We start from the raw sequence: 20,715 nt of genomic DNA on the forward strand, positions 1-20,715 counted from the left end.
GCCCCTTTCAGGCGGTTTCGGTTAGGTCCAGCAGCGCCAGGTACACGGACGGGCTCGGCGTGGCCGCGGCCGACTTGGTGTCGGGTGGCGGCGGTTCCTTACCGCTGGTGTCGTCCTGGTCTTCTTCGTCTGCCGAATCGTCCTCCGGCAGCACGCTCTTGAGTGAGGTGACGATCTCTTCGGCCTGCGCCAGGGCGCCGCGGATCGCATCCTCGTTCTTCGCCGACAGAGTGCGGCCGGCCTTCGCGGCCAGCGACCCCACGACGGATTTCACAGCCAGGATCTCGGTCTCCTGGTTGGCGCCGATCGGCACGATCGACACCTCGTACAGATCCAGCTCGCGCAGTTCGTAGTAGGCGTCGCGCCACGTCTTGCCTTCGCCTTCGGGCTGGATATACGCGCCGTCGACCACCGAGTAGGCGAACGACATCTGGTTGACCCGACCGGATTTCAGCAGCCGGTACGTCTGTGCCGACTTCGGCGATTCCATGTCGAGCTTGCCGTGCACCTTCAAGCCGTGCTCGTCCTCTTCCGCGGACAGCAGCTCGCCGAGGTTGAAATCCGGATCTGCGGTGTTGTGGCCCCACAGCAGCGGGATCGGCACGCCCTTGCGCTCCCACTCAGCCAGCGTGTTCGTAAACGCGCCCTTGATCACGACATCGCCGTAGGAGTCCCTGTTGCCGAACACCGATGCGTAGCCGGTGAATTCGCCCTCGGCCAGGCCGTCGGTCTTGAACTTGACCGTCACGGACTTCACGCCCGCCTCGGCGTGCTTGCCGAGCTTGGCTTCCAGTTCAGATGCGGACATGGACGCCGTTGATTTTTCGGATGCCACGGTTCTTCTCTCCCTCGGTCGGATCGTCCGGCTCGTTGGCCGGTGCGGCCGGTGTCGGGTCCTGGTCGCCGTTCTGGCCCAGATTCAGGGGGACAATCAGCTCATCGCCGCCCTCAATGGCCGGCATGTTCTGCTTCGCGCGGGCCTCGTTGCGGGTCATCCACGGGCCACCCACCGCGGTCTGCAGCACCGCGCCCTGTTCCTCGAACGAGCCGGCCAGCTTGGCGTTCAGGTTGAACTCCACGTACGTCGCATCCGGCCGGCGCGCGACACGGCGCACCAGCTGCGCATTGATCCGCTGCTCGAACTGCGCCAGGTACGGGCCGAGTGTGTCGCCGTAGAGCATGCGGCGGAACTCGCGGACGTTCGAGTAGTTCGCGTTGTCGAGCAGGCCGACCATTGTCGGGTTGATGTGGTAGACCTGCGCCACCGTCTCGAGCGACAGCTTGTTGCCTTCGACGTACTGCTCATCCTTGGCTGAGAATCGCGACGATTTCAGCTCCATGCCGTCTTCGAGAAGCGGTGTGCGGCCGGCTTTCGGTCCTTTGTCCCCGGCGAATTCCTGCCACTGCTCAACGAACCGAGATCTGGCGTCGGGTACGCCGTTGGCGCCCTTGCCCCACTGCGGCGCATCAGCCGGCCGCGTCAGGTACGTGCCGACACGGCCGCCGTTGCGCCACATCTGATCGCGGAACACCTGCGCGTGCACTTGCTCGGCCAGGATCGACTTCAGCGCGTGCACCGGTGACGTGCCGATCTTCGGGTCTGACGGCGACCAGCCGTGAAACTCGATCATCGACGCGGCCGGGATCTCGATCCACTGCCCGTTGTTGTTGGGCAGCGCCACCTTGAACTTCTCGACCGCGAACGCCGACGCGCCGACCGTGCCGATCACCCACGGCGTCGGAATGTGTCGGATGACCCAGCCCGACGGCGCGTTGTTGTCCTCGCCGACATACCAGTAACCGACGTCGTACAGCAGCATCGACGCCGCGGTCGCGTAGATCAGCTCATACAGCGTGGACTGCGGGTTCGGCATGTCGAGCAGCTGCACGAGCGGGCCGTTCCGCAGACGGTTGCGGCCATCCTCCGCGTCACGCTCGAACGCGTGCAGACCGAGGTGGGCGATGTTGCGCGCGATGAACCCGACGACCGTGCGCAGATGCGGCTGCTCACGCCACAGCTGGTCGATCGGCTGCTGCAGCATGCCGTCGATCAGTAGGCCGATGTCGACCGACTGCTGCCAGTACACCGCGGGTGGCGGTGTCGTCTGGCGGAATCCCAGCCAGGAGGCTAGGCCCACCGGGCAACCTCACATTGCGACGAAGTCGCTGTCTTCGTACGCACTCTTGGTCTCCTGTTCCTTGGCTGCCACCGCGCGGGACAGCGCCATGATCAGCGCCACCACACCGTCGATCTTGTCGCCGACATTCGCCTTGTCCGGCTTCACGTTTCCTGCCGGGTCCATCGCCACCGCGAAGTTGTCGATCATCCACCGCAGCAGCGGGTTTCCGCCGTGCCGCACGATCGGACGTTCCTCCGTGCCCGTCAGGATCAGCCGCTGCAGATCCTTCGTCGGCGCTGACATCGACGCGAACCCCTGGCCCATCGTGATCATTGGGGCCCCATCGCCGACCAGGTTGTTCACCAGCTGTTGCGCGTTCCACCGGTCGTAGGCGATCTCCTGCACCGCGAACTCGTCGCGATCCCGGCCGATCTGCGCCTCGATGAAGTCGTAATCGGTCACGTTGCCTGGCGTTGTCGACAACCAGCCCTGCTTCACCCAACCCGACGCGGCCCGCGCGGTGCGCTCGTCCAGAGCCTCCACCGCGGCCTCCGGCGTCCAGCAGCGCAGCAGCAGATCGAATGCGTCGCCATCCGGGAACACCCACATCAGCGCCGTCAGGTCCGACGTGGAGCCGAGATCCAGGCCACCGAAACACTCACGGCCCTTCAACCGCTCCGGAATCACGATGCTCGCGTTGCGATCCCACGGCTCGAGCTCGAAATACTTGAACTGCTGCTTCGTACGCAACCCCAGGTGCAGCCGCTGATACGACGCCAGTTCTGCCGGCGAATCCCTGGCCTTCAACGCCGCTGTCTTCATGAATCGCAACGTTGGCGATGTCCCCAGACCCGGGTTGGCCTTTCGCTGCGTCGCCTCGGAGAACGGATCATCGGTCGCCTCCGCGGCCCACACCGCGCCATACGTCGTCGGATCTTTGAGTACGCCGCGCGCCAACTTTTCGATGCGCGTGCGCTTCTCGTCATACGGTGTGTGCCGGCGGCCCGCGTCGGCGGTGGTGATGAACAGGACCAGCGGCTGAATCCTGGATCCCGTGCCCGTCTCGATCGCTTCGATCAGATCGTTGCTCTTGTGCAGGTGCAGCTCGTCGACGATCCCGCCGTGCAGATCTGCCCCATGCTGTGCGTCGCCGACATTGGCCACCGGCTGGAAGTACGACCCCGACGCCTTGTGGATGATCTTCGACTGGAAGGCGCTGAAGTGCTGGCCCAGCGCCGGGGACTGCCGCACGATCTGTTTGATGGGATCGAACGCGAATTTCGCCTGATCCTTATTCGTGGCCGCGCACACCACCTGCGCGCCCGGCTCCCCGTCCGCGCCCGTCAGGTAGATCGCGGTACCCGACGCCAAGGTGGTCTTGCCGTTCTTGCGTGGCAGGTCGATGTAGGCCGTCGTCGCGATCCGCGCATACGCCCCGGTGTCTTTCGACTTGGCGACCCATCCGAACACCGGCGCCAGGTAGTAGGCGACCTGCCAGCACGCCGGATCGAACGTCTGCCCGGCGAACCGGCCCTTCGTGTGCCGCAGCCGCCGAAACGCCGCGACAACGTGGTCGACGCGCTCCGGATCGAACACTGCGCCCCGCACACCCTGCCCCGGCTCCGGGGTCTTGATCAGCGGCGGGCACGTCGGCGGCTTGTAGCCGCGCGACTCGAGGTACCAGGCGACCTCCGGGCTGAGCTTGAGCGCCCGAAGATCAGCCTTCGCCCAGGCGGCGCTACGCCTGGGCTTGGCCGGCGCCCGCGAACGGGTCGCCCTCGCCGCCATCGCCCTTGCCCGCCTTGCCGAGACCGCTCTCGGCCGCCGGCGTCAGCCCGAACTCCCGCGCGTAGTTGCGCAGCTGGCCGGCCATCTCGTTCACCACCGCCAGCACCGGGTGCTTGCGCTCCAGACCCGACTCCGGGTTGATGATCGTCATACCCTCGGCGCGCACCTTCAGCACCGCGGTCATGTACATGTCCCACGTCTCGCAGTAGGCGACCAGCGCGGCGCGATCAGCCACCTTCAGCAGATCCATCGCCTCGAGCGCCGGCACCACACGATCCCACTCGGCGCGCGCCTCCTCCGACAGCCATTCCGGCGGCTCCGGGGCCTCGCGCTCAAAGGCCGGCGGCGTCTTGACGGGCCTGCCTCCGCTGTCGCGGCCCGGGCCGCGGCCGTTGATCAGCCTCAGGGCCGCTGGGGCCGTAGCAGGGCCTCTAGCGCCCACGCGGCCCACCGCCGGAAAAACGCTTCAAACTTGAGTGCGAAAAAGAAAGCGCACCGTGGCGGGGGGCCGGGCGGGGGTCTGTGGAGATTCCGACCCCCCTACCCCTGTTGCGATGGGCCGCACTGGGGCTGTGTGGGCCGCTGAGGCACGCGGGCGCCTGTGCCGGAGTGATCCGCTGACGTGTGGCCAATGCCTGACGAGCTGCACGGCGCTGCGCTCGGGTCGTCATGCGACGTGGCCGGCTGCCTTGTAGTGCTCGGCGAAGCGGTCGGCGAGGTCGACGATGCGGACGGGCACCTTGACTGCCTTGGCTCCGGGCTTGGGCTTGGCTGATGCGCCTGCCTCGATCGACACCACGATCTTGTCGTCGCAGCGCGGGCAGTCGACTTCAGCTGTTCCGAGTGGTGCCATCGTTACCTCGCTCTGGTCTTGCCGCGCTGGCTGTCAGCGTGGGTCTTCTGGTCGTGGTGTGGCTCGCAGAGGGATTGCATGTTGTCCCAGTCGTAGCGGTCGCCGCCCTCGGCGAGGGGCACGATGTGGTCGACGGTGTGCATGACCTTGGGGCAGCCGGGCCACTCGCAGTAGGGGTGGCTGGCGCGGTAGGCGTCCATGCTGCGGCGCATCCGCATGTCGGTCTTGCCGCCGATGTGGGTGGAGCCTTCCCAGGCTGGCCGGCAGGGGCATCGGCCGTTCTTGGGGGCGGGTTGTCTGCACCTGTTGCAAACCCTCGGCGGGGCGCTAGGCATAGCTCTGCCCCAACAGAATCGGATCGTACCAGGTCAGCGATCCAAAAATGGGAATGAGCATCTGATAACCCCGCCTTTGCGTCACGTGGCGCTGTGATCTGCGCACAGCCAGTAAGGCTGTGGCCACGGTTTGCGTCGCCGGTGGTCAACGTGCGGTAGGACGATGGCAACGCCTGGTTGCGCGCAGTCGCGACACCGGGGGTTGGGTTGGCCGAAACGAGATCGCGCATCAATGACCGTCATTGCGCCGCCTGCGCTTTCGTCTTCAGTCGCGCGTCTCGAGCCCGGAGCTTGCGGGCGCGTTTGACGCTGTAGACGTAGGGCTTGTCGTCGTGGGTGTGGGTGGGGACGATGTCGCCGTTGTGGAGTCGGCCGGCAGGCCGTAGGCGTTTGGCCTTGATCCACGCCTGCACTTTGTCGAGCTCGACGGGTTCGCCGCAGTTGGCCATGATGTCGACGATCTGCTCGGCGGTGTGATAGTCGCGTTCGGCGGCGGCGACGCGGCGGGTCTTCTGCACGTCGATGTCGTGTTCGCAGTCGGGGCAGGTGACCGTGGCGTCGTAGGTGTCGGCGTAGAGGATGCGTCCGCAGGTGGTGGGGTGTCCGTGGTGGTCGCGTCCGGTGGGTGTGGGGCAGGGTCCGACGAGGTGGCGTTGTGTGGGGTTGATGGCGGTGACGAGGGTTCCGGTGCGGTTGGTGTCGGTGCCGACGAGGGCTTTGATGGCTTCGTAGAGTTTCCCGGCGTCGGGGTGTTCGGCGATTGCGGCGATGTTGACGTGGAGCCAGCGGGCGAGGTCGGGTGTGGCGACGGTGGCGAGGCCGGGCGGGATGCGGCCGGTGTGGTGTTCGACGACGCGAACGACCCACAGCATGAGTAGTTTTCGGACGCGGCGTGATTCGTCGGCGGCGTCGAAGTCGATGACGTCGAGGCTGTCTTGGGGTCGGCTGCGGCCGATGGTGCCGAGGTTGACGCGATCAAGTTTCTGTATGCGTGCGTCGAGTTCGCTCAGCAGCCAGGGGATTTGGTCGAGCATCTGACCAAGCTGGGCGGCGCACCTATCGCAAAGGTGGTGCGCTGACGGTTGCCCGCAGACCTGGCACTTGATCCCGCTCACCGCGGCGGCCTCCCGTCGTGTGTGGTGTGCCGGATCGGCGAGCCAGCTTTCCAGCCCAGCGTCCAGTCGGCGGCGCCAGGTTCGCGGTGGGGGTTGCCAAGCGCCGGTCCGTCGTCGGTAGTGCGGCCAACCATGCGCCAGCCGGCTTCCGCGCGCCCGCCGTCGGTGGTTCCGGGCCCGAACGCGCGCAGTGCATCGGAGTCGACCGGCCCAGCCCAGATTTCACCGGGCGGGATCGCTTCGCATGGCTCGACGAGTTCGTCGAAAGCGCCGGTGGCGCCCAGATCAATCGGCTCGCTCATCGTGCAGTCGCGATCTTGGGCCAGGGCAGCAGCTCGAGGGCGGTGCGGTGGCGTTCCTTGGGTTCGAACGGGATGGGGTCGCCGAGTTTGTAGGCGCCGATGGTGGCGTATCCGAGGGCGTCGGCGACGTCGTCGGGGTTGCGGTTCTTCTTCCAGCTGGCGAGGGGTTCGGGGAGTTGGTCGGCGTACCAGGCGTCGATCGCGTTGATCATGTCGAGCTTCGATGCGCCGCCGGCACCGGTGCACCATGCTTTGCCCTTGGTGTTGCCGACGACGACGATGGGGATTTTGTAGGCGGCGAACACTTCGAAGATCATGTGCCACAGGCCGGATCGGTCGAATTCGGATGCGGTGACGCGGATCGCGTAGGGGTGTTCTTCCATGACGACGAGGTCGGGTTGGCCGTGGGTGGTGGCGGCTTTGAAGACGTCGGTTCGTAGGGTGCGGAGTCGGTTGTTGCGGCTGAAGTAGGTTGCGCCGTCGTGGCCGGGGCGGCCGTAGCGTTGCGCGTGGGCGATGCGGCCGTCGACGAGAACGGCGACGCCGGTGGAGGTGAGGGACGGGTCGACGCCGACGGCGATCACAGGCTGCCTCCGATTTCGATGTACGGCCCGCCGGGGGAGTCGACGACGCGGGTGACGCCGTAGATGTCGGCTGGTGGGCTGCTGTCGACTTCGTCTTCGACGACGATGCGGACGGGGGTTTCGAGGGGGTAATTCATCAGCTGGTCGATGAGCTCGTCGACGGTCATTCGCTGGCCCCGTCTGTTGGCAGCTTCACGCCGAGAGCATCGCTCAGGCGTTGCATGGCGGCGTTTTTGGCGGTTTCGACGGAGTTGATCAGCATGAATGCGTGCTGTCCGGTGTGGGCATCTGCGCGCGCGAGATCGGCGAAGATGGCTGCTTCAGCGACTGCGGCCCAGCATTGGTCGGGCAGCGGTTCGGGTGCTACGCGGCGACGCTGCAGGTCTTCTGGTACCTGCCGCAGTTGACCGGCCGCTTGTAGCGCATTCCACGCGCAGGTCCAGGCGGCGACGCGGGCGTCGGGGATCTCGGTCATGCGGTGGGGCCTTTCTGGTGGTGGGCGGGGCAGAAGTACTTTCCGGGGTAGGGCGATGGCCGGTACTGCCAGAGTTGGCCGCGGGCGTGGGCGTCGCGTGCTTCGGATGGGAGTCGCATTGCGTCGCAGTCGGGTTCGGCGCAGAGCAGCGGGGATGGTTCGACGGTGCAGTCGGGTCGGTGCTCGCGGCCGGTGCGGCGGTCGAGTCCGCAGCCGTGGCACACGGGTCGGTCTTCGTCGATGACGTAGTTCGATGTCATCTGCGCGGCGATCAGCTTGGGCATCAGGTGGCCTCGGTGTCGCGGTAGGCCAGGGCCCAGTAGCCGCGGTCGTTGCGCCGCCAGAGTTGGCCGCAGAGTTCGCATGTCCAGCGGCGCTTGCGGGGCGCGTTGACGGGCACGGGGCAGATGTGCGCGGCGTCGAGGCGGGCGTTCACGGCGCGAGCTCTGGTGCGTCGATGACGGGCCCGAATCCGGCGAGCAGCTCGCCGACGTTGCGTTCGGCACGGCCGAGCTGGTCGGCTTCGCGTGCACGTCGGATCGCGGCGAGCTCGGCCGCGTCTTCGGCCTTCGATTCGCACAGCGCCTCGTACGCCGCGGACGGGCCTTCGTAGTCGCGGCGGTCCTTGCGGACCTTGCGGGCGAACGCGATGATCTCGGCCGGTTCGGGGGCGTCGGCTTCGTGCTGGGCGCGCAACTTCACGCCGGCGAGCAGGTCGGCGAGCTCGAGCCGGTGGGCGTCGAACAGGTCGGCCCAAATCTTCGCGGTGGCCATCGCGGCTTCGCGGTCGTCGAGCTTGGGGGCGGTGCGGCGGTGGCAGGCCGCGACGAGGGTGAGGACTTCGAGGGCGTCGGCGGTGGTGGTCATGCTTCGATCGCTTTCGTTGTCGGGGTTCCGTTTTCGGCTTCGCGGGCTTCGCGGGCGAGTTCGGCCCAGTCGCGGAGCTTGCTTGAGGGGGCCGCGGGTGCGGCGGCTTCGCGTTGGACGGTGGACGCGATGTGGGGCAGCAGGCCGGGGCCGGCGTCGGGTCGGGTCTGCCAGCGGCGCAGGGCTTCGGCGACGACTTCGGAGGTCATGCCGTCTCCGACGATGAGCTGGGATGCGGCGAGGCGTAGCGCGGTCTTGACGGGGGCGGGGGTGTTGCTCGGGATGAGTGTTGCGACGAGCCGGGATGCGGAGGGGTCGACGGGGTTTGATCGCCCGCGCTCTTGGCCGCGCTGGTCGTCTACGTTTCGTGACTGTGCGTGATCAACGTAAGTACTTAAAGACTCTGTCTCTGTCTCTGACTCTGACTGTCCGGACGTCCGGCGGACGTCCGCCGGACGCTTCTGCGTTTCCGCTGGCTGAGCCGATTTGTCGTCAAACGTATTTCGACTCTGATCGGGCTGCATTGGCAATGCATTCGAAGTAGATTCCGAATGCATTCCAGATGCATTGCCAATGCGTTGGTTCTTCTTCGCCGCTCGAGCGACCCGTTTCCGCTCCGCTTCGGACTCCCGATACGTCGTCACCTCGCGGGCGGTGCGCTGCCATTTCGACCACTTCGTGAACTGAATTCCGTTTGCTGGCGCCTCCACCCACAGCGGGTCAGGGACGCCGCCTTTGCCGAGTGTGCTCATCAGCGCGGCCCGGATCGCCGGCCCGCAACCGAGGTCCGCGAGCGTCTCCGCGTCGACGTAGCCGTCGGAGAGCCGAGTCGCCGAGTAGTTCCCGGCCATCGCCCACACGCCGAGCGCCTGCGCGCGGATACGTTTCGGGATCGACTTGGCCTCTGGCCCGTCGTAGAAGCCGAGCGGGATGTTGAACCCGGGCGGAATGCGTTCAGCCATCAGGTGCCGCCGAAGTCGAGCACGTCCTGCGTCGCGGCCGGCACAAATTCACCTGCAGCGGTCCGTATTCGGCGCTCGGCAATTGCGAGGTTGTGCGCGTGCAGATCGGCGCCGATGAAGCGGGCGCCGCGCATCACTGCGGCGACCCCGGTGGTCCCTGAGCCGACGAACGGATCCAGTATCAGATCTCCCGGCCTGACAATGCCGACCAGATGCCGCATGACTTCGAGGGGCTTTTGCGTGATGTGCTCTCGATCGCGGGGTGCGGCGCAGAGGAAATATCCCGCGATCGTGGGATCGTCGCCGTGAAAGTTGATCTCACGCGGCCCATTGGTTCCCCAGGTGACATATTCAGCGGCGGCCGAGAATCGCCCCTTCTGCGGTCGCGCGTCGGGCTTGATCCACGGGATGACCCCGCGCCACACCCACCCGCCGGCCTGTATCGCATCGGTGGTCGCCGGAAGCTGCCGCCAGTCGGTGAACATCGCCAGGATGCCGCCGGGCTTGGTCACGCGCAGGCATTCAGAGAGCCAGAGCGTGCACCAATACTGGTAACTGCGCTGATCGCGGTTGTCGCCGCCGAAGGTCTCCAGCGCGTGCTGTGCATCGCTGCTCACGTACTTCGATCGAGCCGTGCCCATTCGGTCGCCGCGCACTTGTCCACCCGAGCTATATGGCGGATCAGTGATCACCGCGTCGACGCTGGCTGTTTGCAGGTCGGCCAGCATGGCTAACGAGTCGCCGTGATGCAGCGTCACCCGATCGTCTTGGTAGTGAATCGTCACTGATCCTCGTCGGTGTCGTAGTTCTGGTGGCCGCAGAGGGGGCAGACGCCGGCGCACTCGGCGCTGTTGCGGAACATCACTCGGCACCGCGCGCAGTCGCTGTACCAGTGCTGACCGGCGTCTGCCGCGCTCACAGCAGCTTCACCGTTCGTCCGTAACGGCGGCTCAATCGCTCTGCGTACCGCTGGACCTCTTCTTCGTGGCGATCAGCCAGCGACGTGAAGTACTCCTGCCAGGTCACGATCTCTTTGTCGACAAGCAGTTTCATCAGGGCGCTGTGCTCGAGCATCGCTGCGTTCACACCCACCCGTAGATGCTTCGGTGACGTCGGTGACGTCGGCCCGCTGTCGATCTCCATCTCCATCAGCACGCCGGTCTGCATGGCATGCAGGGCGGCTTCGTAGCGGGCTTGCGCTACTTCGACACTCTCGCTCATGATCCGACCCGACTTCCGTCATCCCAGCGGAATTCGCTGACTGGTAGATGCATTTGGCAGCGCACGCAGTAGGTGGCCCCGTAGAAACTGGGGTTGCGTGCGTAGGTCTCGGCGATGTCTTGGCTCATCGTGGTGGCGACCCCGCAGGTGTCGTGGACGTACGTGCGGCGCACCGGCCGAACGAAGCCCTTGGCGCGTTCCTCGGCCGTCGCGACGAGGTAGACGTCAGCCTGCGGGCCGGGTTCAGTGTCGGCGCCGTGCGTGAGGCGCGGATCGTTGCGATCGCTGGTGGTGCCGCTCACGTCTTCGGCCCGTCGGAGAACGGCACGACGTTCGATGCGTCGTCCTGGTGGTCGACGTCGCCGGGCCAGGGGCCATCGGTCGCGCTGCCGCCGCTGCCGGGGTGCACGGGGCAGTCCTCGTGATTGCCGTCCTCGCGGCAGACGCACGCGTCGTCGCCGGTGGCGAGCGGGATCGGGTCGCCGTCCTCGTCGAACATCGGCGGTTCGTTCTGCTCGGATTCGGCGCGCTCGGCCTCTTCCTGCGCGGCTTTCTCGGCGGCGGCCTTGATCTTCGCCTCGGCCTGCTGGGCGGCGATCTCTTCCCGCGATGGCGGGCGCTGCGTGCCGGGCAGGTACATGTCACCGATGCGGCGGCAGCGGCGGATCGGGATGATCGCGTCACCGCCGTCGTTGAACCGCTTCGACTCTTCGATGACCTCGACGTCGACCATCAGCGTGATCCGCTCAAGCCCGGCGGGCGCGTCGTCGAGTGTGCAGACGTGCGCACCGGACAGGTAGATCTCGGCGCGCTCGCCGCGGTCCTCGTCCTGGTCGGGGTCGTGCACGTCGTCGAGGGCGTTCGTCGACGCGAGATCCTCGGGCTGGTCGGTTATCAGTGCCATCTACTCGTTCCCTTCGGTGGTGTGATCCGCTGCGGGCGCAGTGGATTCGGCGGCCTCGCGGGCGGCGTCGGAGAGGATGCCCGCGATCTCGTCGTCGAGGACGTTCTGCTGCTGCCACTGGTAGAGCTGGTCAGCGACTTTGGTGACGGCGGGATCGTCGAGCTCGTCGGTGGTGGTGATGCCGGGGCGGTCGAGGATCGCTTCGTACACGGCGAGGCGGCCGTCGCGTTCCTTGTCGCCGGACAGTCCGGCGTCGCCGAGCAGCGTGAAGAGTCGCTTCTCGAGGGCTTTCCGCATCGCGGTCTTGGGCTTGCCGGGGTCGGCGGTCGGCGCGGTGGTGCGCTTGGCCGCAACCTTTTTCGACGCGGCCTTCGCCTTGTGTTCGGCGTCGTGCATCGCGTCGAGCGTCGCGTCGATTCCCGCTGCTACCGTGTCGGGTTGCTCGGCCGGCGACGGTTTCGGATCCGGGGTCGCGTCGCCCTGGCCCTCGGTCACGTCGCCGGCCGGCGACTCGGGAGGTGTGACATCGGCGTGAAAATCTTTCGCGGGTTTGTCACTTTGGCTGGTCACAGGCTCAGGAACGGGCACCTCGTCGGCAAAGATCTCGTCTTCGGTGACGCGCCCCGGTGTCACGCGCGCGGGCACCGCGCCGCGCTCGTCCATCCGATCGAACTGCCGCTGATCCTCCGACTCGAGTTCTTCGCGGCTGTAGCTGATTCCCATCAGCACGTCGGGCGCGAGCTCGCGGCACACCTCGGCCTGTGCCTTCGCCTTCAGCATCGTCTGCGGGTCGGTGATGTACTTCATGTTCCCGACGATCGACGTCTTCGGTTTCTCGTTGCCCCATTGCTTCGTGACGGTCACCCAGTCGGATTCGACGTCTGGGCGGCGCCGAGAATTCTCGGTCGGTGTCGGCACGTAACCGGCCTGGATGGCTCGTTCGATCGTCCATGTGCTTGTCGACGTTTCGCCGTCGGGCGCAACACCTTCGACGGTCACGCTGGTGTCGGACTGCTCGACGGTGCGGACGCGGTAGCCCTTCGACTTGAGCAGGCCGACCATCGTGCGCGACTCGAGGGACGGCATGCCGTGAATGGCGACGACGCGCTGCAGCGACTGGATGGGGTTCAGTCCGAGCTCGGCACCGTAGAGGATCGCGGCGGTCGCGTCTTCGGGCTTGCCTTGGTACCGCTTCGGCACCACCGAGGTCTTGACCATCTTCGATGCCAGCGCGAACGCGTCTTGCATCATCTCGGCGTGCTCGCGCAGCATCACGCGGGCGGTGGCCGAGGCGGGCCGCGCCGGGGGCAGCGTGTCGATCCGTGACCCGTCGGTAGTGGCAATTTCGTTGGTGGTCATGGGTTTTGCGCCTCTCAGGTGGTGGGTTGGTAGAACGATTCGAGGGATTCTTCGATCTGCTTGATCGCCCAGCCAGCCATGCCGACGTGCTGAATGCCGTCGTATCCGGGCCAGCGGTTCTGCTCAACGCAGCGGGCGTACAGCTCAATCGCCATGCGGTTCTGTCGGCGGCCGAGCTCGACGACGTCGGGGTCGATTGAGCACACCGACACCGTGTAGGGCGCGTCTTTGGCCTGGACGATGAACAGGAATCCGACGTCGGTCAGGCCGAGCTCGGCGAGCCCGTCTTCGTAGAACGCCTGCTGCATGTGGTAGCCGTAATCGAAGACGGCGCGCTGAAACTGGGCGGGGCTGGCTGACTTCGCGGTCTTGTAGTCGACACACAGGGGGCGGCCGGGAAGGTCTGGCAGGTAGTCGGGGCGGCAGCGGAGCCGGACGCCGGTGGCGTCGTCGTGCCAGTAGATCGAGTGCTCTGCTTGGCCTTTCGACAGCAGGCGGGCGGCGACGCGGTGCTGGAAGACGCGCCCGGCCATCGTCTGGGCTTTCTCGATCTCGGCTTTCGCGATGGGGATCAGCCCCTGTGCGCGCGCCGCCTTGGCCGCGTTCTTCCACATCGCGGTCGACGTGGGGCTCTGTGACGGTTTCCCGTCGGCCTTGAGCCCGTGGATCTTCGGGTCGAGCATCTTCAGGCGCGATCCCTTGCCGAGCACCATCTTGTGCGCGGCATGCCCGAAGTCATAGTTACGGTTCGGATCTGACGGTTTCCGCCGGTTGAAGTCGAACTCTTCCGGTGTCGACGACAGCAGATCGCGCGCGCCGCTGGAGGACAGCGAGTTGACGTCGGAGTGGTAGACGTCGTCGTCAATCGTCGAGTAGATGCCGTCGTTCGGCGGGATGCCAGTGACGTCGACGCGGGCGGGCAACGCTTCGATCTTGTGCCCGGCGGCCTCGCATCTCATCACCCCCGCGCGGCAGTCAGCGCACAGCCACACGTTGTGTTCCACGCAGAACGCGGGTTTCTCGCCGGGCCGCTGCTTGCTGTATTTGGTTGAGAATCCACAGTTTCCGCAGCGGTCGGGCGCGGGTCCGCGGGAGCCGGCGGGTGAGGCAGTCATGAGCGGGGTCCGTTCATGACGGTGTCGCGCTGCTCGTTGGCGGCTTCGATCGCCGCGGTGTTCGCTTCGACGGCGGCGGCCAGGCGCAGGATCGCGGCCACGGCGGCGTCAGCGCGCGTCGCGGCGGCGTGCGACATTTCGATTTTCATGCGGCGTACCGCCTCGCCGGGAAGGGGCGGCCAGCGCGCGGGATGCCGGGCGCTCCTGTGTCGGCGCCGGTGAACGCGACCGCGGCGAGCGCGGCACGCCGGTCGGACATCAGGCAGCGCGCGGGCGCGGCGGTGCTGTTGTCGGCGTGGTCGTGGTACACGACGAGCTCTCTCCTGTCGTCCTTGACGGGTTCGCGGTGGGTGCCGACGCGTCGGCTGCAGACGGGGCAGAAGCGGATGACGTAGCCCGGGCGGATGCCGTTAGCCATCGGTCTCACCGCATCCCGCGTCGCCGAACTCTTGCCACGGCACGAACCGCTCACCGATGCGGCGGCGCCACTGCTCGGAGTAGGTGGGGCACCAGAAGCCCCACGTGCGCACCTTGCGGCCGGTGATGATGAGCGTCCAGCACGGCACTCGCGGCACGCTGCTGTCTGCGCGTCCGTCGGCGTTCAGTCCGTGCGGCAGCGCCACGCGGTGACGCCACGTCGCGGGCCGGAAGCCGACCGATCGCCGCCAGAATGGCGACCGCACATCGAAGACCGACGTGCGGCACTTCAGCACCATCCGCCGCTCAGGTGACTCGGTGTGCTCGATGTAGCCGCCGCGCAGGATCGCGGTGATGAACCACCACGGGTGATCGTGGAGACCGCGGTCGTCGTCGTCACGCAGGAATTTGTGAACGTAGACGTTCAGCAGCGGGTTGCGTGGAATGACATACCAGCGCAACAGGTATGGGTCGTCAGCACCACCGATCGCCTGGTGGGGCTGGCCGGACAGCCAAATGCTGAGCCACCGGCGCAGCGGGGGGTGTTCGGACGCGGCGCTCATCGGTGCGTCCTCACGTAGTCGATGGCGCCGAGCGCGATGACGAGTGCGGCGAGTGCGACGACGATCCACGCCGCGGCGGTGGCACCGGCGAAGATGATCAGAGCGGCGACCACCGTCCCGGCCGCCCCGCCGACCGCAACGGGCGTCACGACACCGGCTCGAACGTGCAGCGCGAGAAGTGCAATCGGGTGCGACGCCGGCCCTTCGTGCGGCTGTTGTCCGCGATCCCAATGCACCACTCGTCCGGCTTCGAGCCGCAGTCCGGGCATGTCCGGCCGAGGGCAGCGCGGGTGACCGGATCGCGGGGGTTCGCCAGCCGCTTCCCAGTACCGCGCGGCATTCACCCGGCGTCCTTCGCTGAGAGCGCCGAGAACACAGGCGCCAGCTCGTTGAGGCCGCGGCGCAGTGCGGCGTTGAACCCTTCGAAGCTGGGCGCAACCGAGAGAGACGCCGTGCCGTACGCGGCTTCGCGGGCTTCGCGCCGCAGCCGGGCGGCGATCGTCGAGACGGTGACCAGCGAGCCATCGGCGGGGCGCTCGGCGGTGCGCACGTGGTGCCGACCGCGGTAGAGCAGCTGGCGGATCATCGAGGGACCACCACGACCCACAGCACGAACGCGGTCACGAACAGGATCGCGACGGCGACCGTGACGCACGACCGGCCGATCGCACGGGCGCGGCCCGGGCGCATCCCCATCCGCTCGGGCCGCGCCCAGCCGGCGGGCGGCGTGATCGGCGGCAGAGTCTCGAGGTAGGCGAGATACGCGGCGTCGTCGAGCTCGTCGGCCGGAACACCGGCGTACGCCTGGTGTCGGCGCGCGTCGATCACTGTCTCGTCGAACACGTCGGGTGTCCAGATCGGCCGTAGCATCGGGTCAGACATTCGAAACGTCCTTCGGTGTCGCGGCCGGCGTTCCCGTAGCAGCGGGGCGCCGGCCTCTCCGTCACTCGGGGCGGGATTGCGCCGAGCTGGTGAGGTGGGCGCCCAGATGGGCGGGAGTCAGGAACGGCTCGGCAGCGTCGGCCTCGACGGCGGCGAACTGCGCGGCACGGTCACGAAGCGCGGCGACCAGGACGTCGACGTCGGTGAGATCGGCGAGCGTCTTCAGCAGGATCGGTTTCCAGCCGGCGATGATCGTCGCGGCGATGTTGATCAGCGCCGAGTCGGGGAGCTCGTCGAGCGCGGCACGCACGTCGTCGCCCGGGATGCGTTGCGTCAGGTCGGGGCCGTCGCATTCCATGCCGCCACCAGCGTTGTAGGGGTGGTCGGCCGATTTCCCCTCAAGTTCGCCGCGGACAGCGACGCCGGCCGCGATCAGCGCATCCCCGAACAGGACGCGCAGAGCCGACACCGTGCCGCTCATGCGCTTGCCGCCGTCGCGATTCCCGCTTCGAGCTCGATGTCTGACTCGGCCCGAAGTGCCGCCCACACGCCGTGACGGGTTGGAAGATCCGCGGGGTGTCCGTTGATCAGAACGCCGAGCACTTGGCCCCGGGCACCGAAGCGGACTCGCACCTCGCAGAGGCGAGTGACTGCGTGGGGCGGATACGCGGGGAGGTAGCCGCGGCAGAACACGTCGACCTCTGCGGCCCGCGTGGTGGGCGGCAGGCCGCGTGTGATCATCCAGTCGACGTCCCGTTGGGTCGGGCGCCGGTTCAGCCGCCAGCCGCGGGCCTTCGCGTAGGCGCGCATCTCATCGCGACGGGCGCTCACCAGATCACCGCCGCGGCGGCCCAGATGATCAGCGCCCACAGCACCAGAGCGGCAGCGCCGCCGACCAGCACGCTGACGACCCGCCACAGCTCGTCGTCCCAGTCCGGCGCGGTCACGCCGACGCCTTGGCCTGATCCTCAACACCGGCGAGCAATGTCGAGAGAGGTACACCGAGGACGCGCGCAATCGCGACGATCTCGTCGATAGTGAACGGAGACTGCCCCGACATGCGCCGACCGAGGGTGACGCGATGAATACTTGCTTCGTCAGCGAGAGTGGTGAAGTTCCAGCCGTGCCGCGCAGACTCTGCTCGGCAGTTGGCTGCGACTGTCGTGGATGCGTGCAACCTGTTCACAGGTGAACACTCTGCCGTTCAGATGTGCACTCGTCAAGAACGACATGAACTTCAAATCTTACGACTGTCGATAAAATGAACAGATGTCTCTGTGGTGCGGCATACTGTCGCTAATTGGTGACAGAACTAATCAATATTGATAGAGTGCCGATTCATGAGCACTGAAAGTGTCACCAGCATCAGCGCCGCCACTCGGGCGCAGCGCGGCCCGTCGATTGCTCAGCGCATCAAGGAGAAGATGGGCGGCCGAGACATCAGCAAGCAGCAGCTCGGCTCGCTTACCGGTATCCACCGCGTCACGATCGGGCGAGCGCTCAGCAATCAGCGCTCGTTCACGATTGACGAGCTTGAGCTGATCGCCGATGCGCTCGGTGTCGACTTCGACTGGCTAATTACAGGAACCGGTGACCCGGTTCCTCCGGTGCCCCCGGCAGGAATCGAACCTGCGGCCTTCTGCTCCGGAGGCAGACGCTCTATCCCCTGAGCTACGGGGGCGCATGATGACACTGCGCCGAGTCGGGCGTGGCTAGCGTAGCGCATCCGCACGGGGAAACGGATTCGGGGCAGACGGGCCCCAGACCATAGGATGGTCCCTCGTGACCCCCGCCGATCTGGCCGAACTGCTCCGCAGCACCGCTGCCGCGGTGCTCGATGCGCACAGCCTGGACACCTCTGCACTGCCGGCTACCGTCACCGTGGAACGCCCCCGTAACCCCGAGCACGGCGACTACGCCACCAACCTGGCCCTGCAGCTCGGCAAGAAGGTCGGCGCCAACCCCCGCGAGCTGGCCGGCTGGCTGGCCACCGCACTCGTCGAGCAGCCCAGCATCGCCGCCGCCGACGTCGCCGGGCCCGGCTTCGTCAACTTGCGCATCGAGGCCGCCGCGCAGAACGTGCTGGTCGGAGACGTCATGGCCGCCGGCGCCGGCTACGGAACGTCCGCCCAGCTTGCCGGCCGCAAGGTCAACCTCGAGTTCGTCTCGGCCAACCCCACCGGCCCCATCCACATCGGGGGCACGCGCTGGGCCGCCGTCGGCGACGCGCTGGGTCGGCTGTTGACCACCCAGGGCGCCGAGGTGGTACGCGAGTACTACTTCAACGACCACGGTGCGCAGATAGACCGGTTCACCAATTCGCTGATCGCCGCGGCCAAGGGGGAGCCGACCCCCGAGGACGGCTACGCAGGCTCCTACATCGGCGACATCGCCGCACAGGTTCTCGCCAAGGAGCCCGACGCGCTGAGCCTGCCCGACGAGCAGATGCGCGAGACGTTCCGCGCCATCGGCGTCAACCTGATGTTCGACCACATCAAGGCCTCGCTGCACGAGTTCGGCACCGACTTCGACATCTACACCCACGAAGACTCGATGCACACCTCCGGTCGCGTCGACCAGGCGATCGCCAAGCTGCGCGAGACCGGCGCCATCTACGAGAAGGACGGCGCCACCTGGCTGCGCACCACCGACTACGGCGACGACAAGGACCGCGTCGTCATCAAGAGCGACGGCAACCCGGCGTACATCGCCGGTGACCTGGCCTACTTCCTGGACAAGCGGCAGCGCGGCTTCGACCTGTGCATCTACATGCTCGGCGCCGACCATCACGGCTACATCGCGCGGCTCAAAGCCGCCGCGGCCGCCCTCGGCGACGATCCTGACAGCGTCGAGGTCCTCATCGGCCAGATGGTCAACCTGGTGCGCGACGGCCAGCCGGTCCGGATGAGCAAGCGCGCCGGCACTGTGATCACCCTCGACGATCTGGTCGAGGCGATCGGCGTCGACGCTGCGCGCTATGCGCTGATCCGCAGCTCGGTCGACACCCCGATCGATATCGACCTCGCGCTCTGGTCGTCCGCGTCGGCCGAAAACCCGGTCTACTACGTGCAATACGCGCACGCGCGGCTGTCCGCGCTGGCCCGCAACGCCGCCGACCTCGGCATCACGCCCGACACCGGCCACCTGGATCTGCTGACTCACGACAAAGAGGGCACGCTGATCCGCAACATCGGCGAGTTCCCACGGGTGCTCGCCACCGCGGCGGCGCTCCGCGAACCGCACCGCGTCTCGCGCTACCTCGAGGACCTCGCCGGCGACTACCACCGCTTCTACGACTCCTGCCGGGTGCTGCCCCAGGGCGACGAGGAACCCGGCGATCTGCACGCCGCGCGCCTGGCCCTCTGCGCCGCTACTCGCCAGGTGATCGCCAACGGCCTGACCATCCTCGGCGTCAGCGCGCCGGAGCGGATGTGATCGCCCACCCGGCCGGGCCCCGTCACGCTGAAGAGATTCACCACGCGGGCGCACCGGCCCGGCCCCAGACCGCGGCGGACGTCGCCGCATTAGCGCCGAAAGTGTGGCCGCGCAACGCCGTTCGCGACGACTCGGGTGTCCTGACCATCGGTGGGGTATCGGTGCCCGACATCGCCGCCGAGTACGGCACCCCGGTGTTCGTCGTCGACGAGGATGACTTCCGTTCTCGCTGTAAGGAGATCGCGGCAGCCTTCGGCGGCGGCGACCACGTGCGCTATGCCGCGAAGGCGTTCCTGTGCACTGAGATCGCCCGCTGGGTCGACGAGGAAGGTCTGTCCCTCGACGTCGCAAGTGGTGGTGAGCTCGCGGTCGCGCTGCACGCCGGTTTTCCTGCGAATCGTATTGCGCTGCATGGAAACAACAAGTCGATTGCCGAGCTGACGGCAGCCGTGCAGGCCGGCATAGAGCATGTGGTGGTCGACTCGATGACCGAGATCGAGCGGCTGGACGCGATCGCCGGTGCCGCAGGCGTCGTGCAGGACGTGCTGATCCGCGTCACCGTCGGTGTAGAAGCCCACACCCACGAGTTCATCTCGACCGCGCACGAGGACCAGAAGTTCGGGCTGTCGCTCGCCAGCGGCGCCGCGATGGCGGCAGTGCGCCGGGTGTTCGACGCCGATCACCTGCGGCTGGTCGGCCTGCACAGCCACATCGGCTCCCAGATCTTCGACGTCGCGGGGTTCGAGCTCGCCGCACACCGGGTGATCGGGTTGCTGCGCGATGTGGTCGCCGAGTTCGGTGTCGCCAAGACCGCGCAGATGTCGATCGTCGACCTCGGCGGGGGGCTCGGCATCTCCTATCTCCCGTCCGACGATCCGCCGCCGATGGAGGACCTCGCAGCCAAGATCGGGGCGATCGTCGAGAACGAGTCAGCGGCCGTCGGGCTGCCCGCGCCGCGGCTCGTCGTCGAACCGGGACGCGCGATCGCCGGCCCGGGCACCATCACGGTCTACGAAGTCGGCACCGTCAAGGACGTGGCGATCGCGGCGGACCGGCAGCGCCGCTACGTCAGCGTCGACGGCGGGATGAGTGACAACATCCGCACCTCGCTCTACGGGGCCGAATACGACGTGCGGCTGCTCTCGCGCACCACCGACGTGGCTCCCGTGCTGTCCCGTGTGGTCGGGAAACACTGCGAAAGCGGTGACATCGTGGTGCGCGACGCCTGGCTGCCCGGCGACGTGACGCCGGGTGACCTGCTCGGTGTGGCCGCCACCGGCGCATACTGCTATTCGATGTCGAGCCGATACAACCTGATCGGCCGGCCGGCCGTGGTGGCCGTGCGCGACGGGCAGACCCGCCTGGTCCTGCGCCGGGAAACGGTCGATGACTTGTTGAGTCTGGAAGTGAGGTAACGC

At 67.1% G+C, this 20,715-nt stretch carries 33 protein-coding genes, 1 tRNA gene and 1 pseudogene; 3 read left to right on the forward strand and 32 right to left on the reverse strand.

Translation table 11 applies throughout. From position 1 onward, the window contains the following. Positions 1 to 7 precede the first annotated feature (7 nt). The 31 genes from ACZYYX_RS17055 to ACZYYX_RS17205 form a co-directional block, all read right to left on the reverse strand. Positions 8 to 808, reverse strand: coding sequence for an HK97 family phage prohead protease (locus tag ACZYYX_RS17055; protein WP_463815727.1), 801 nt, complete (start codon positions 806 to 808; stop codon positions 8 to 10). Beyond that, positions 795 to 2,138 (reverse strand): phage portal protein, encoded by a 1,344-nt coding sequence (locus tag ACZYYX_RS17060; RefSeq protein WP_463815728.1) that lies wholly within the window; start codon positions 2,136 to 2,138, stop codon positions 795 to 797. The genes ACZYYX_RS17055 and ACZYYX_RS17060 overlap by 14 nt, the downstream gene beginning before the upstream one ends. 9 nt (positions 2,139 to 2,147) lie before the next feature. Next, positions 2,148 to 3,908: a terminase large subunit gene (locus ACZYYX_RS17065; RefSeq protein WP_463815729.1), complete on the reverse strand. Its 1,761-nt coding sequence runs from the start codon at positions 3,906 to 3,908 to the stop codon at positions 2,148 to 2,150. Beyond that, a complete protein-coding gene (locus ACZYYX_RS17070; protein ID WP_463815730.1) occupies positions 3,859 to 4,350 on the reverse strand; it encodes a phage terminase small subunit P27 family in 492 nt (163 codons plus the stop codon). The genes ACZYYX_RS17065 and ACZYYX_RS17070 overlap by 50 nt, the downstream gene beginning before the upstream one ends. Positions 4,351 to 4,575: 225 nt before the next feature. Beyond that, positions 4,576 to 4,761 (reverse strand): hypothetical protein, encoded by a 186-nt coding sequence (locus ACZYYX_RS17075; protein ID WP_463815731.1) that lies wholly within the window; start codon positions 4,759 to 4,761, stop codon positions 4,576 to 4,578. 2 nt (positions 4,762 to 4,763) lie between these two features. Next, entirely contained in the window at positions 4,764 to 4,973 is a 210-nt protein-coding gene (locus ACZYYX_RS17080) for an HNH endonuclease (protein WP_463815732.1), read from the reverse strand. Positions 4,974 to 5,335: 362 nt separating this feature from the next. Further along, a complete protein-coding gene (locus ACZYYX_RS17085; protein ID WP_463815733.1) occupies positions 5,336 to 6,130 on the reverse strand; it encodes a DUF1922 domain-containing protein in 795 nt (264 codons plus the stop codon). A gap of 77 nt (positions 6,131 to 6,207) precedes the next feature. Next, positions 6,208 to 6,513 carry a hypothetical protein gene (locus tag ACZYYX_RS17090; RefSeq protein WP_463815734.1) on the reverse strand — a complete coding sequence of 102 codons (306 nt, stop codon included), beginning with the start codon at positions 6,511 to 6,513 and terminating at the stop codon, positions 6,208 to 6,210. Then, positions 6,510 to 7,097 (reverse strand): RuvC family protein, encoded by a 588-nt coding sequence (locus ACZYYX_RS17095; protein WP_463815735.1) that lies wholly within the window; start codon positions 7,095 to 7,097, stop codon positions 6,510 to 6,512. Before ACZYYX_RS17095 ends, ACZYYX_RS17090 begins: the two co-directional genes overlap by 4 nt. Beyond that, positions 7,094 to 7,264, reverse strand: a complete 171-nt coding sequence (locus ACZYYX_RS17100; protein ID WP_463815736.1) for a hypothetical protein — start codon at positions 7,262 to 7,264, stop codon at positions 7,094 to 7,096. Before ACZYYX_RS17100 ends, ACZYYX_RS17095 begins: the two co-directional genes overlap by 4 nt. After that, complete coding sequence (locus ACZYYX_RS17105) at positions 7,261 to 7,572, reverse strand: hypothetical protein (protein WP_463815737.1); 312 nt, start codon at positions 7,570 to 7,572, stop codon at positions 7,261 to 7,263. Before ACZYYX_RS17105 ends, ACZYYX_RS17100 begins: the two co-directional genes overlap by 4 nt. After that, positions 7,569 to 7,856, reverse strand: a complete 288-nt coding sequence (locus ACZYYX_RS17110; RefSeq protein WP_463815738.1) for a hypothetical protein — start codon at positions 7,854 to 7,856, stop codon at positions 7,569 to 7,571. The genes ACZYYX_RS17105 and ACZYYX_RS17110 overlap by 4 nt, the downstream gene beginning before the upstream one ends. Continuing rightward, entirely contained in the window at positions 7,856 to 8,008 is a 153-nt protein-coding gene (locus ACZYYX_RS17115) for a hypothetical protein (protein WP_463815739.1), read from the reverse strand. The genes ACZYYX_RS17110 and ACZYYX_RS17115 overlap by 1 nt, the downstream gene beginning before the upstream one ends. Next, positions 8,005 to 8,439, reverse strand: a complete 435-nt coding sequence (locus tag ACZYYX_RS17120) for a hypothetical protein (RefSeq protein ID WP_463815740.1) — start codon at positions 8,437 to 8,439, stop codon at positions 8,005 to 8,007. The genes ACZYYX_RS17115 and ACZYYX_RS17120 overlap by 4 nt, the downstream gene beginning before the upstream one ends. After that, positions 8,436 to 9,401 carry a hypothetical protein gene (locus ACZYYX_RS17125; protein ID WP_463815741.1) on the reverse strand — a complete coding sequence of 322 codons (966 nt, stop codon included), beginning with the start codon at positions 9,399 to 9,401 and terminating at the stop codon, positions 8,436 to 8,438. Before ACZYYX_RS17125 ends, ACZYYX_RS17120 begins: the two co-directional genes overlap by 4 nt. Beyond that, positions 9,401 to 10,186 (reverse strand): DNA-methyltransferase, encoded by a 786-nt coding sequence (locus ACZYYX_RS17130; protein ID WP_463815742.1) that lies wholly within the window; start codon positions 10,184 to 10,186, stop codon positions 9,401 to 9,403. Before ACZYYX_RS17130 ends, ACZYYX_RS17125 begins: the two co-directional genes overlap by 1 nt. Next, on the reverse strand, positions 10,183 to 10,320 hold the full coding sequence (locus tag ACZYYX_RS17135) for a hypothetical protein (protein ID WP_463815743.1): 138 nt from the start codon (positions 10,318 to 10,320) through the stop codon (positions 10,183 to 10,185). Before ACZYYX_RS17135 ends, ACZYYX_RS17130 begins: the two co-directional genes overlap by 4 nt. Further along, entirely contained in the window at positions 10,317 to 10,622 is a 306-nt protein-coding gene (locus ACZYYX_RS17140) for a hypothetical protein (protein ID WP_463815744.1), read from the reverse strand. The genes ACZYYX_RS17135 and ACZYYX_RS17140 overlap by 4 nt, the downstream gene beginning before the upstream one ends. Further along, complete coding sequence (locus ACZYYX_RS17145) at positions 10,619 to 10,924, reverse strand: hypothetical protein (protein WP_463815745.1); 306 nt, start codon at positions 10,922 to 10,924, stop codon at positions 10,619 to 10,621. Before ACZYYX_RS17145 ends, ACZYYX_RS17140 begins: the two co-directional genes overlap by 4 nt. Next, the gene (locus ACZYYX_RS17150) at positions 10,921 to 11,526 is read right to left on the reverse strand and encodes a hypothetical protein (protein WP_463815746.1); all 606 of its coding nucleotides are present in this window, start codon (positions 11,524 to 11,526) and stop codon (positions 10,921 to 10,923) included. Before ACZYYX_RS17150 ends, ACZYYX_RS17145 begins: the two co-directional genes overlap by 4 nt. Then, positions 11,527 to 12,885, reverse strand: a complete 1,359-nt coding sequence (locus ACZYYX_RS17155; RefSeq protein WP_463815747.1) for a hypothetical protein — start codon at positions 12,883 to 12,885, stop codon at positions 11,527 to 11,529. Between the two features lie 14 nt (positions 12,886 to 12,899). Next, the gene (locus ACZYYX_RS17160; RefSeq protein ID WP_463815748.1) at positions 12,900 to 14,000 is read right to left on the reverse strand and encodes a PD-(D/E)XK nuclease-like domain-containing protein; all 1,101 of its coding nucleotides are present in this window, start codon (positions 13,998 to 14,000) and stop codon (positions 12,900 to 12,902) included. Then, positions 13,997 to 14,149 (reverse strand): hypothetical protein, encoded by a 153-nt coding sequence (locus ACZYYX_RS17165; protein WP_463815749.1) that lies wholly within the window; start codon positions 14,147 to 14,149, stop codon positions 13,997 to 13,999. The genes ACZYYX_RS17160 and ACZYYX_RS17165 overlap by 4 nt, the downstream gene beginning before the upstream one ends. After that, positions 14,146 to 14,418 (reverse strand): hypothetical protein, encoded by a 273-nt coding sequence (locus ACZYYX_RS17170; RefSeq protein WP_463815750.1) that lies wholly within the window; start codon positions 14,416 to 14,418, stop codon positions 14,146 to 14,148. The genes ACZYYX_RS17165 and ACZYYX_RS17170 overlap by 4 nt, the downstream gene beginning before the upstream one ends. Next, positions 14,411 to 14,980, reverse strand: coding sequence for a hypothetical protein (locus ACZYYX_RS17175; protein ID WP_463815751.1), 570 nt, complete (start codon positions 14,978 to 14,980; stop codon positions 14,411 to 14,413). Before ACZYYX_RS17175 ends, ACZYYX_RS17170 begins: the two co-directional genes overlap by 8 nt. Continuing rightward, positions 14,977 to 15,324, reverse strand: a complete 348-nt coding sequence (locus ACZYYX_RS17180) for a hypothetical protein (RefSeq protein ID WP_463815752.1) — start codon at positions 15,322 to 15,324, stop codon at positions 14,977 to 14,979. The genes ACZYYX_RS17175 and ACZYYX_RS17180 overlap by 4 nt, the downstream gene beginning before the upstream one ends. Then, the gene (locus ACZYYX_RS17185) at positions 15,321 to 15,566 is read right to left on the reverse strand and encodes a hypothetical protein (protein ID WP_463815753.1); all 246 of its coding nucleotides are present in this window, start codon (positions 15,564 to 15,566) and stop codon (positions 15,321 to 15,323) included. Before ACZYYX_RS17185 ends, ACZYYX_RS17180 begins: the two co-directional genes overlap by 4 nt. Then, positions 15,563 to 15,862, reverse strand: coding sequence for a hypothetical protein (locus tag ACZYYX_RS17190; protein WP_463815754.1), 300 nt, complete (start codon positions 15,860 to 15,862; stop codon positions 15,563 to 15,565). Before ACZYYX_RS17190 ends, ACZYYX_RS17185 begins: the two co-directional genes overlap by 4 nt. A gap of 61 nt (positions 15,863 to 15,923) precedes the next feature. Continuing rightward, on the reverse strand, positions 15,924 to 16,343 hold the full coding sequence (locus tag ACZYYX_RS17195) for a hypothetical protein (RefSeq protein ID WP_463815755.1): 420 nt from the start codon (positions 16,341 to 16,343) through the stop codon (positions 15,924 to 15,926). Next, positions 16,340 to 16,693, reverse strand: a complete 354-nt coding sequence (locus ACZYYX_RS17200; RefSeq protein ID WP_463815756.1) for a hypothetical protein — start codon at positions 16,691 to 16,693, stop codon at positions 16,340 to 16,342. The genes ACZYYX_RS17195 and ACZYYX_RS17200 overlap by 4 nt, the downstream gene beginning before the upstream one ends. 112 nt (positions 16,694 to 16,805) lie before the next feature. Then, on the reverse strand, positions 16,806 to 17,048 hold the full coding sequence (locus tag ACZYYX_RS17205; RefSeq protein ID WP_463815757.1) for a helix-turn-helix domain-containing protein: 243 nt from the start codon (positions 17,046 to 17,048) through the stop codon (positions 16,806 to 16,808). Positions 17,049 to 17,286: 238 nt separating this feature from the next. Here ACZYYX_RS17205 and ACZYYX_RS17210 point away from each other — a divergent pair. Beyond that, a pseudogene (locus tag ACZYYX_RS17210) lies at positions 17,287 to 17,379 on the forward strand (hypothetical protein); the annotation flags it as partial. 91 nt (positions 17,380 to 17,470) lie between these two features. Here the strand turns inward: ACZYYX_RS17210 and ACZYYX_RS17215 are convergent. Further along, a tRNA-Arg gene (locus ACZYYX_RS17215) sits at positions 17,471 to 17,543 on the reverse strand. 101 nt (positions 17,544 to 17,644) lie between these two features. Here ACZYYX_RS17215 and argS point away from each other — a divergent pair. Next, positions 17,645 to 19,297: an arginine--tRNA ligase gene (argS, locus tag ACZYYX_RS17220; RefSeq protein WP_463815758.1), complete on the forward strand. Its 1,653-nt coding sequence runs from the start codon at positions 17,645 to 17,647 to the stop codon at positions 19,295 to 19,297. A gap of 35 nt (positions 19,298 to 19,332) precedes the next feature. Beyond that, positions 19,333 to 20,712 (forward strand): diaminopimelate decarboxylase, encoded by a 1,380-nt coding sequence (gene lysA, locus ACZYYX_RS17225; RefSeq protein ID WP_463815842.1) that lies wholly within the window; start codon positions 19,333 to 19,335, stop codon positions 20,710 to 20,712. The last annotated feature ends 3 nt before the right edge of the window (positions 20,713 to 20,715 follow it).

The organism is Mycobacterium sp. IDUB_1, assembly GCF_055419625.1.